Consider the following 2,508-nt stretch of genomic DNA (forward strand, 5'->3'; position numbering starts at 1 on the left):
ATACCTAAGTCCTAAATCACTAATGGCTAATAGCAAACAGATAAATCAATAACTAAGATAATAGAAAATATTGCGGAAACAATAATAGCCTGAAATTTTTAGGCTATTATTAGCAATAAAAAATAATGCCCCTATCACACTCCATTCATTGTTAAAAAACAACCTTTAATTAAAAGCGATAGATTAACTAAATATTATTTCACCCGAGAAACATATTCAGCGGAGCGGGTATCAACTTTAATTACCTGACCAATTTGAACGAATAGCGGAACTTTTACCACCGCACCGGTACTTAATGTTGCCGGTTTTCCGCCCCTACCTGCGGTATCCCCCTTTAAACCCGGATCGGTATCAACCACTGCCAGTTCAACAAAATTCGGTGGCGTGATAGCAATAGGCTCTCCATTCCATAATGTAACAATGCAATCAGCTTGATCGATTAACCATTTTGCATTATCATCGACCGCTTTTTCATCAGCAGCTAGTTGCTCACAAGTCTCATTATTCATAAAATGCCAAAACTCACCATCACTGTATAGATAAATCAAGTTCAGATCCATAACATCAGCACTTTCGACAGAATCAGTTGACTTAAATGTTTTTTCTAACTAACTTATTAGAAATTAATTTACGGATCCGTACGCGAGAAAACGCTTGCCCTTTGCCTGGTTTGACAAATTCGCTTTCCGCAATTGCAGAAGGCTCGCCATCTAACATGATTTTAAGACCTGAGCGAAATTCATTGGTACTATAGGTAGCCATAGAAATCCTCTAAATTTTTTAAGTAAAAATGGCATAGCCAAAAAATGTTTAATATTGTAACTCAAAAAAGCCCTGCCAGAGAAGTCTGGCTAGAACAACTTGCAGAAGCTGTGACTGATCCTGACGAATTGCTACGATTACTGTCACTACAAAATGATCCGGAATTGCGTGCTGGAACTGCTGCTTGTGCTTTATTTCCGCTGCGCGTATCTCACCCTTTTATTGCAAAAATGCGGATCGGTGATGGCAATGATCCCCTTTTATGGCAAGTTATTAGGCTAAAATCTGAATTTAATCTTACGCCAACATTTTCGACTGAGCCGTTAAATGAGCAAAATAGTCCAATTCCAGGATTATTACATAAATATCAGGATCGCGTCCTAGTATTAGTGAAAGGAGGTTGTCCCTTTAATTGCCCCTATTGCTTCCGGCGTCACTTTCCCTATGAAGAAAAAAAGCAAAAAACAACATTGGCAGACTGCATTAAATTATATTCAACGCCATACTGAGCTTAATGAAGTTATTTTTTCAGGCGGCGATCCTTTGATGGCAAAAGATCATGAGTTAGATTGGCTGATGTCACAGTTAGAAACTATCCCTCATATCAAACGGCTTAGGATCCATAGCCGATTACCGGTGGTTATTCCTGCTCGCATTACCACAACACTTTGCCAACGTTTCAATATTTCTCGATTACAGATTATTATGGTGACTCATATCAATCATGCCAAGGAAATTGACAGTGAGTTTAGTTGCGCGATGGAACAGTTAAAACAGGTAAGTGTTACCTTATTAAATCAAAGTGTACTTTTTCGCTGTGTGAATGATAATGCTGACTGTCTCGCTAAATTAAGTAATAAACTGTTTGAAAACGGCATACTGCCTTATTATTTACATTTATTAGATAAAGTCCAAGATGGCGCCCATTTTATGGTAACGGATGAAGAGGCCCGCATCATAATGAAAGAACTGCTTACCCGTATCTCAGGCTATCTGGTACCGAGATTAACCAGAGAAATAGGTGGAAAATTGAGTAAAAAACCGATTGACTTACAATTACAATTTAGTTACATGATAAAACCTATGATCCTATATTATTCAGGATCATGCTTAGCATGCGTTATGGACACTTATAAACTTGTCCTATCATTTTACTGTCAGTAGGAATAAAACTCGAGAGTAACGTTTCCGTAGGGTTATTAGCGCCATAAATAACATTACCTCCCATCTCAGCAGCTTTGTTGCGTAAATCATTTGCTGCGCCACGCAGTGAACTAGACTCATTATTTACGCCACTAAGCCAATTACTTTGGGTGCCGGTAACCGATCCTAAATGCCAACATTCACTTCCTGGCTGGGCATTAACGAAACGAACTTTTTCACCCGCGGTGGTAATTTTATTGGTTGTTGAACAGCCAGCCAAGACAAATAATGTGGCACCAAGCAATACTTTAATTCGCATGTTGTTCCTCATTTACTTTTAGCTATATATTAATATCAACGCTTACATTACCGAATTTTTTGCCAAATTAAGCTTATTATCAATAACAACATAATATCCAGCCAAATAGTTTGGCCATCAATCTTTTATACCAGCGTGTTAACAACATTTTACGCTATTCTAGTAAATATACTCGGTTAAATCATATTATAGCTAAGCGACTTAATTTTGATGACATTATTTATATGAGCTATTCAATTGATTTTAGACGTAAAGTGATATTTACGATGGAAGAAGAAGGGTTG

General features: G+C 37.6%; 1 protein-coding gene and 2 pseudogenes. 1 reads left to right on the forward strand and 2 read right to left on the reverse strand.

Annotated elements, in window-relative coordinates; translation table 11 throughout:
- Nucleotides 1-194: 194 nt before the first annotated feature.
- Nucleotides 195-762, reverse strand: a pseudogene (gene efp / locus ARSQ2_RS10790) (elongation factor P).
- Nucleotides 763-806: 44 nt separating this feature from the next.
- Between efp and epmB the strand changes: the two are divergent.
- A pseudogene (epmB, locus tag ARSQ2_RS10795) lies at nt 807-1,824 on the forward strand (EF-P beta-lysylation protein EpmB); the annotation flags it as partial.
- A gap of 58 nt (nt 1,825-1,882) precedes the next feature.
- On the opposite strand, the gene ARSQ2_RS10800 reads toward epmB, so the two are convergent.
- Nucleotides 1,883-2,224 carry a DUF4156 domain-containing protein gene (locus ARSQ2_RS10800; protein WP_181995295.1) on the reverse strand — a complete coding sequence of 114 codons (342 nt, stop codon included), beginning with the start codon at nt 2,222-2,224 and terminating at the stop codon, nt 1,883-1,885.
- Nucleotides 2,225-2,508: the final 284 nt, after the last annotated feature.

Source organism: Arsenophonus endosymbiont of Bemisia tabaci Q2, from assembly GCF_902713415.1.
Classification (GTDB): Bacteria; Pseudomonadota; Gammaproteobacteria; order Enterobacterales; family Enterobacteriaceae; genus Arsenophonus.